The organism is Flavobacterium sp., from assembly GCF_044371705.1.
Taxonomy (GTDB): domain Bacteria; phylum Bacteroidota; class Bacteroidia; order Flavobacteriales; family Flavobacteriaceae; genus Flavobacterium.
The window spans coordinates 1-9,075 of sequence record NZ_JBILTE010000108.1 but is presented as its reverse complement, the minus strand read 5'-3'; the positions used below and the strand labels follow the sequence as shown (position 1 = coordinate 9,075).

Below are 9,075 nucleotides of genomic sequence, written 5' to 3'. Positions count from 1 at the left end.
CCATTGCAACTCCGAGACCAGACGTTAAAAAACACGCTCCAAAAATCATTATGCGAACAATTCCAGGTTCGTTCATTGGTGCATTAATTGGTCCGGGCGGAAAAGTAATTCAAGAATTGCAAAAAGCAACGGGCACAACTATTGTCATCAATGAAGTAGACGAACAAGGTGTGGTTGAAATTTTAGGTACAGATCCGGATGGAATTGCAGCTGTTTTAGCTAAAATTGATTCGTTGCTGTTTAAACCACAAATGGGTGAAGCGTATGAAGTGAAAGTAATCAAGTTATTAGATTTTGGTGCAGTAGTAGAATATACGGCGGCTCCCGGAAATGAAGTGTTACTTCATGTTTCTGAATTGGCTTGGGAACGAACAGAAAACGTAACCGATGTTGTGAATATGGGCGATGTATTTCAAGTGAAATATTTGGGAATTGATCCAAAAACAAGAAAAGAAAAAGTTTCAAGAAAGGCACTTTTACCAAGACCTCCAAGAGACGAGAATAATAAAATCACCCCAAAACAAGGTTAATATTCTTTTATATTAATTCAACTAAACCCTGTATTCTTAATTGATGCAGGGTTTTTTTATTCAATAAAATTTATAAGTTAAATCGAAAACTTATTGTTCTAAAAAGCCAAATAAACAATTAATTCTTTTTTGGCATACTTATTGTAAAAATTTCTAAATAATACTTATAGATCTTTATCACATGAAAAAAGCTACTTTTATTGCCGTTATAATTTCTCTTTTCTTTTTTAGCAGTTCCTGCGAAGATGAACCAACTAATGTAAAAGTAGATCCGGAAAGGTTCAAACCTGTTTCCACTGAAATACTGGAGGGCATCAAAAAGATAAGCGACCACGGAATGATTAATGACGAAGCAGTTTGCGTTGAGTTCGTTTACCCCTTTACAATGATAACCTTTGACGACGATTACGACTTACTTGGTTCACACGAAATTACAGGTAGCGATCAACTAATTGCTTTTTTAGAAAATATCCAAGAAGGAATAAATATATCGTTCAGTTATCCATTATCTGCAGTTCTTCCGAATGGCGATGTGTTTTTTATCTCAAATAATGAAGAACTTATTATTGCCTTAAATGAGTGTACACTTGAAGATATTATAGCAGCTTATAATACTGAATCAGCAACCGCAGAACAATGTGTATGGAACATACCTTATTCAGAAAGTGCTTTTGATAATACGTACGCAGGAGGCTATTTTATTGCAAGCGAAACCGGTGGAATAGTTTTTAGCCATCAAAATACAAATTATACTGGCACTTGGACGCATCTTTTTATAGACTCCGAATTATACCTTAACATATTTCTTGTAGGTAACACAAGTGTTTCGGAGTATTGGAATAAAAATTACAAGGTAGTAAGCAATGCAGGCTCTAAAATTATAAATTTTGGATACGACATAAAATTAAATTACAGTTGCGGGTTTTCGGGCAACTTTACTGTTGGTCAGTCGGGACCACTTAATGGTTTAGTAACTTACGCAAAAGAATCTTATTCGGATGGTTGGAAATATATTGAAATTGCAGGCGAAGATCTTGCTCAAGAAGAATGGGGCTGCTCGAATGCATCAATAATTTTAGCAAATAATGACGAGATTGGAACTGGTTTAATGAATTCTATTGCAATCACAAATTATCATGATGGCATTAACTACAGTGTAAACCCAGCACTCTGCAGCAATTTAAATAACGGAACTGTAACTTCAAAAACCGCATTATTATCAATTGCACCCGCCCAGAAAAACTGGTTTTTGCCAAGCATTGCAGAACTTCAATTAATGTACACAAACCTCCATTTAAACGGACAGGGCAACTTTGCAAATGCTATTTATTGGAGTAGTACACAAGCCTCAACAAGTAAAGCTTATGGTATAGATTTTAGCAATGGAACAGTGGTTCAAATCCCAAAAAGTAGCTCAATAACTAAAACAAGAAAAATAATTTACCTGTAAAATAGAAAGAATTCAACATTTTTTAACGAAATATTTTTTTTTCTCAGAAATTTAATACTATTTTTAACTTTTAATTGATTTTCAATTGATTTGCCCCCAAATCTAAAGGAAGTTAAAAATGCATTAAATGAACCTACTGATTAGATTTTTTTTTCTTTTATTTTTTGCCAATATTTATTCCCAAGAATTTGAAATTTCAGGGAAGCTTGTTGATGAAAAAAATAATCCCTTAGAAAATATTGAAGTACTTATTTTTGAAAATGACAAAGTAAAAGGCTCAGGGATTACAGATAGCATGGGAAACTTTGTTATTTTAATTGAACCCGGACTATATAAAATGAGGTGCTATTTTGTAGGTAGCGTTATCTATGCCACCGATTTTGAATTTACCAACTCATTACATTTAGGCACTTTAACTTCATTTGACAACACAAACACACTAAAAGAAGTTGAAGTTTCTGGCAAAAAGAAAGTCATTGAAACAAAAGTAGACCGTACGGTCTTTAATGTAGAGAATAGTGTTCGCTCAACAGGAAGTGACGGCTACCAACTTCTCAAAGGAACGCCAGGAGTTGCTGTTCAAGGAAATTCCATAAAACTAGTTGGAAAAAGTACCGTGAGCGTCATGATTGACGATCGAATGATTAATCTATCCGGAGACGATTTAGCTAATTATTTGCGAAACTTGAGCTCAGATCAGATCAAAAGTATCGAAGTCATTACCACTCCGCCTGCAAAATACGCCGCCGATGGAAATAGCGGACTGATCAACATCCAACTAAAAAAAGCACCTGTAGATTCTTGGGCAGTTAATCTTCGTACTAATTATATTCAAACAAGCTATCCCACTTTTGCCGGAGGCATTGGATTTACATTTAACAAAAAGAAACTAACTTTAGTAGCTGATTTTGTAAAACAAGAAGGATCAATCAAAACATTAGAAACCGTCGACACAAAATTTACTTCTGAAAATTGGGAAAGTAGAACGAACCGACGAGACTACACGGATGTTTACAGAGGAATTTTTGGCTTTGATTACAAACTAACAGAAAAAGCAAACGTAGGATTTAAATACACAGGCGTTTTTAACAAACCTGACATTGACGATTACAACCACACTTCTATTTTTGACAAGAACACAAATCAACTAGAAACACTAATTAGCACCAAGGGCTACAACAATTCGACAACTGATAACAACTCCCTTAATGTTTATTTTATTCAAAAATTAGATACAATAGGAAAACTAATGACTATTGATTTTGACGCTTTTAATTATCAGGATTCACAAAATAGGACCTTTAGTTCAACCGAAACGAATGTGGCTACAAATGTTATTTCTGATTTAATAAATGCCAATAACATCGGGGTGCAAGACTTAACCAACTTTAGTGGTAAAATTGATTTTGAAATTCCAACCAAATGGGCCAACTATAGTTTTGGAGGAAAATTAAGTTGGATTGATAACACCAGTGATATTCAGTTTTTTACTATTACGAATGGTACTTATGTTATTGATCCCAATCAAACAAATATTTTTCAATATACAGAAAATACACAAGCACTTTATTTTTCTGCAAATAAATCATTGGGCGAAAAATGGCAAGCACAAGTAGGCCTGCGATATGAAACTACGCAAACCAAAGGTGTAACAGCGTATCTAGACAATACACAGAATGAAACAAATAAATTTAACTATGATCAACTGTTTCCAACAGCTTACTTAATGTATACAGCTAACGAAAACAACAATTACTCCATCAGTTACAGCAAAAGAGTTGGAAGGCCAGATTATTGGGCTTTAAATCCTTATAAATGGTATTTAAGTCCGTTTGAAATTGTCCAAGGAAACCCGTACCTGCAACCCTCATTTACAGACAATGTAGAATTGACTTTCAATCATAAAGAAAATTGGTCTTTCAAATTATACTATTCTAACACAACCAACGGAAATTCCCAAATCAATTTTGTCGATCTGAATGAAAATCCTCCTATCACTTTTTTAATACAAGAAAATTTTTATGATTTAGCAACCTACGGTGGAAACATAAGTTATTATTTTGCAAAATTGTCTTGGTGGGAAAGTTCAAACTCGTTGAGCGGCTATTACAATCAAACAACTTTTATCAAAGAAATTGTGGCAGAAAAGCAAGATGGTTTTAGTTATGGATTTGGCACTTATAATACATTTACCCTAAACAAAAAGAAAAACTTTTTTGGAGAAATTAATTTTAATTACAACGCCCCTGTGTTTAGTATTTTCAATGAAATTACTAGCTATCACCGTCTTGATTTAGGATTCCGATATACATTACAGGATAAAGGTTGGAACTTTATCATTTATGGATCTGATTTAACCAGAGGTTCATTAACCTATACAAATTCTGTAATAAATAATACACCGCAAAGTCGATCCATTTACTATGACGAAAGATCTGTTCGAATCGGCGTAACTTATAAATTTGGGAATAGAAAACTAAGAGCTAACACCCGTGAATCAAGCAATGAAGAAGAAAAAAACAGAATTCGATAATATTTGTTTTCATTTTTGTAACAAATTGTTTGCTTTGTACGTATAACCATTTGAAAACTTTAATTAAAGGAAACAAATTAAATGAGACAACTAAAAATCACCAAGCAGGTAACAAATCGTGAAACTGCATCCTTAGACAAATACCTACAAGAAATAGGAAAAGTTGATTTAATTACTGCTGATGAAGAGGTAGAACTGGCTCAACGTATTAAAGCTGGTGATCAAAGAGCACTTGAAAAACTTACTAAAGCAAATTTACGTTTTGTGGTATCGGTAGCTAAGCAATACCAAAACCAAGGATTAACACTACCCGATTTAATTAATGAAGGAAACTTAGGTTTGATTAAAGCGGCTCAACGTTTTGACGAAACACGTGGGTTTAAGTTTATTTCGTATGCTGTATGGTGGATTCGTCAATCCATTCTTCAAGCATTAGCTGAACAGTCACGTATTGTGCGTTTGCCGTTGAATAAGATTGGTTCCATTAATAAAATCAATAAAATGTATGCTCTATTAGAGCAATCTAACGAACGTGCCCCATCAGCAGAAGAGATTGCAAAGGAGTTAGACATGACTGTTAACGACGTTAAAGAGAGTATGAAAAACTCTGGTCGTCATTTATCAATGGACGCACCTTTAGTTGAAGGAGAAGATTCTAACCTTTACGATGTATTGCGTTCAGGTGAATCCCCAAATCCTGATCGTGAATTAATTCACGAATCATTACGCACAGAAATTGAACGATCATTAGAAACTTTGACACCTAGAGAAGCCGATGTTGTTCGTTTATATTTTGGTTTGGGAGACCAGCACCCTATGACATTAGAAGAAATTGGCGAAACTTTTGATTTAACACGTGAACGCGTTCGTCAAATTAAAGAAAAAGCAATTCGCAGATTAAAACATACGTCTAGAAGTAAAATTTTGAAAACCTATTTAGGATAAATTCCAACTAGTAAATTTCAAATTCCATTGGCACATTTTGGAATTTAGAATTTCAAATTTTGGAATTTCATAGTTAACAACAGTCTTATAAACTGTTCGTTTTTTGATTGATGATTGAAACTCCGGCTGATTACCGGAGTTTTGCTTTTTAGGGGAGCAAAACTCCAGTCAGTTCGCTTCGCTCGGGTTTCCGGAGTTTTGCTTTTTAGGGGAGCAAATCTCCAGTCAGTTCGCTTCGCTCGGGTTTCCGGAGTTTTGCTTTTTAGGGGAGCAAATCTCCAGTCAGTTCGCTTCGCTCGGGTTTCCGGAGTTTTTTTTATCTGACCTTGGCGGTAATGAATTCATTTCAGTAGTTCAGATTCGTACTTATTATTTGGGCGTGCCCCTCCGCAAGCTCCGGGTCAGGCTTTCGCACTCGCTTTTTTTGATTTTTCCACTGCGTTACACAAGCAAAAAAGAGCTCAAACAATTGCTCAATCCTTCACGCAAATCAGTGCTAAAAAAGAAAATTCAGGTTTTTAACAAAAGACTGCATGGTTTGGTATTAAAATTTTACTTTTGCACAAACAACATGCACAGACAACTCGCGAGTTGTCACTTCAAACAACAACTCAATGAAAGATATATTGATTGCACCTTCTGTTTTAGCTGCTGATTTTGCTAATTTACAACGCGATATCGAAATGATTAATAGTAGTGAAGCCGATTGGTTCCACATTGATATTATGGATGGTGTTTTTGTCCCTAATATTTCATTTGGCATGCCGGTATTGGAAGCTATTGCAAAACATGCCAAAAAAACTATCGACGTACATTTAATGATTGTTGATCCGGACCGTTATATTAAGACTTTTGCAACATTAGGAGCAAATGTGTTAACCGTGCATTATGAAGCATGTGCACATTTACATCGAACCTTGCAAGCAATTAAGGCCGAAGGCATGAAAGCCGGTGTGGCTTTGAATCCGCATACACCCATAGCTTTATTAGAGAATGTGATTCAAGACATAGATTTAGTTTGCATCATGAGTGTGAATCCGGGGTTTGGCGGACAGTCATTTATTGAAAATACGTATAAAAAAGTGTCGCAATTAAAAGAACTTATCGTCAAAAATAATGCAAATACAATCATCGAAATTGATGGTGGTGTAACCAGTAAAAATGCCAAACAATTAGTTGAAGTGGGTGCTGACGTATTAGTTGCTGGAAATTTTGTTTTTAAATCAGAAAATCCAATCGAAACAATTAGTGCTATGAAAAAATTATTAAAATAATAAAGAGTTTAAAAAGGAAAGAGGCTATTCAATTGATCTGAATAGCCTCTTTTTTATTTTAATTAGTAGCTGTTTACTCCTTTATAATCTTTTTAACACCCACTCCGTTGTCAGTAGCAATCGATATAAAATACATTCCTTTGGATAAACTTGAAATGTTTAAAACATACTCCTTTGCATTTACCAAATAAGAATCTACAATTCTACCATGCATATCAGTAACTTGAATCGCATCAATTAGTTCGTTTGTACCGCTCTCAATAGTTACAAAATCTTTTGAAGGATTTGGATATACTTTCATGTTTGAGGTAACCAGCTGATTGACAGATAAAGTCTGCTGAACATTAAAATTATCCAACAAAAATGCATGCTGCCCTGCAGGATTTCCTGCTGAATTATGCAATAATCCAAAATAATACGTTCCGGTAACCGTTGGTGTAAAATTTACTGTTTTTAAGGTATAAACAATAGAACTAATATTAGTTTCAGTAAACAAAGTGGTTGTTTGGCTGGCAGAATTTTGTGCGGTTCCAACTCTCAATTCATAACTGGCTGTATTTGTAGAACCATTGACAAAATTTCTCACATAATACGTAATAGTAGCTTGTTGATTTTCTACTAAGTTTACACCTCTTGAAAACATCCAATTATTTGCTGCGGCTGTTCCAGTAACCACAGCTGCACAATTATTTCCTTCCTGAGCTAAGGTTGCACCTGGATTAATAAACCAATCATTTGCTCCAGTTCCTCCAGGCAACCAACCTACAAAGGGAAAAGTAGTCACCTCAAAACCTGTCGTATAAGGTGCCGCTGTTGGTTCGTAAACTGTGTGAAAATTAAATGGCCCTTCATAAACGCTAGAAAGTGATGTGGAACAATTTGATCGTACGTAAAAAGTATAATTTGTGCTTGGAGTCAAACCTGTTAAAAGATACGGACTAACTATTGAAGCAACAGTTGTTCCACTACCTGGCGTAAATCCAACAGGTCCCCACTCTAGAGTACTGTTCGGAGCTGCTGTTGTCCAATTAAGCGTTGCACTGGTTGTGCTTGTAGCTGCGAAGCCCAAGGCTGTTGGTTTGGAACAAGCCACAGGAACACCTAATACTGTTTGAGGACGAAAAGCTGAAGCAGTAACCGTTGTTGGAGCTGCGGTTAAAGAAAAAGCACTCTTTAAACTACTTGCTAATACATTGGTGCACAAGGCTGTATTGCTTGTTGACAAAGTACCTGCAGGATTTGAATAATCAAATGCTACATACAATCCGCCACCATTATAAGTAAAAGGGCTTCCGCCTGCAAAATTAATTGTAAATGTCGCAGCAGCCGGTATTGTAACTGCCCCATTACTTACTACTGTCATTCCAGTGATAGCAGTAGCCCAAGTAGTAGATTTTGTATCAGTCACATCAGTGGTGTTCTCCAGATAAACGATAATATTTCCTGATACTGGAACACTTCCCGGTGTTGTATACGTAAATGTAATAGAATTGAAAGTGGCCCCTGTTGTCAAGCCAGATGCTGCCATTTCTGTAGGTGTAATAATCCAAACTGACCTATTATAACGTTGAGAACCTTGCGGAGCTCTACCATTGCCTGAAGTTGCACCATTCCCCGGCAAAGCTGAATAAAAATCTGTTTGACCGAACGAAATTGCAGAAGCAAAAAATAAAACAACAAGAATCAATCTAGATAATGAAACATTTTGTAAAGTAGTTTTTTTCATGTGTCGCGTTTTTAATTAGTAAATAAAATACGTCATAAAGGTATTAATATTTATAATTCAATCAACATTAAAGTTAAAAAACTATAGCAACTAACAATTATATTCCCTTTTATAACTATATCAATACTATTCAATACAATAGTATCAAATATTCGCAAGTATGAAGCCCGTTTACAACATGATAGTACATATTGCTGGAAACCATCACTTTACAATCAACTTAAACAGAGATTTGACCCGAAACATTGATTTATTTGATCAATTATTATAAATCATGGATTTGGAAAATAATTTGCTATGGAAAATACATATTAAAAAATTGCACTATTAAAAGAACTGATTACTACAAACAACGTTAAAAATAGAAATCAAATTGATAATCATACAACCATTAAAAAACTAAAGAATAAGTTGAAGTTATTGCAGCTTCTTAGTTATAGGAATTTTTTTCAAATCAGACAATCCAAAAATAACAGTCAGTTATTTTGAAAAAGTTACTTACATAAAAAAATCTCCCTAAGTTTTAGCGTAGGAAGATCTTATCTGTAGATACAACTTAATTTTGTTTTACAATTTTCTTGTTGACCGTATCTTCTTCTGATTTGACAGATACAATA

6 protein-coding genes are annotated in these 9,075 nt (G+C 34.7%); 5 read left to right on the top strand and 1 reads right to left on the bottom strand.

What is annotated here, in order from left to right; all coding sequences use genetic code 11:
• From ACIQ2S_RS08585 to rpe, 5 genes are all read left to right on the top strand, one after another.
• Window positions 1-530, top strand: a 530-nt coding sequence (locus tag ACIQ2S_RS08585; protein WP_396174999.1) for a KH domain-containing protein, incomplete at its 5' end; no start/stop codon positions are given.
• A gap of 181 nt (window positions 531-711) precedes the next feature.
• Complete coding sequence (locus ACIQ2S_RS08580) at window positions 712-1,980, top strand: hypothetical protein (protein WP_396174997.1); 1,269 nt, start codon at window positions 712-714, stop codon at window positions 1,978-1,980.
• A gap of 127 nt (window positions 1,981-2,107) precedes the next feature.
• Complete coding sequence (locus tag ACIQ2S_RS08575) at window positions 2,108-4,513, top strand: TonB-dependent receptor domain-containing protein (protein WP_396174995.1); 2,406 nt, start codon at window positions 2,108-2,110, stop codon at window positions 4,511-4,513.
• Between the two features lie 81 nt (window positions 4,514-4,594).
• Complete coding sequence (locus ACIQ2S_RS08570; protein ID WP_026711939.1) at window positions 4,595-5,458, top strand: RNA polymerase sigma factor RpoD/SigA; 864 nt, start codon at window positions 4,595-4,597, stop codon at window positions 5,456-5,458.
• Window positions 5,459-6,072: 614 nt separating this feature from the next.
• Window positions 6,073-6,732, top strand: coding sequence for a ribulose-phosphate 3-epimerase (rpe, locus tag ACIQ2S_RS08565; protein ID WP_396174991.1), 660 nt, complete (start codon window positions 6,073-6,075; stop codon window positions 6,730-6,732).
• Between the two features lie 73 nt (window positions 6,733-6,805).
• Here rpe and ACIQ2S_RS08560 read toward each other — a convergent pair whose 3' ends face one another.
• Window positions 6,806-8,458, bottom strand: coding sequence for a T9SS type A sorting domain-containing protein (locus tag ACIQ2S_RS08560; RefSeq protein WP_396174989.1), 1,653 nt, complete (start codon window positions 8,456-8,458; stop codon window positions 6,806-6,808).
• Window positions 8,459-9,075: the final 617 nt, after the last annotated feature.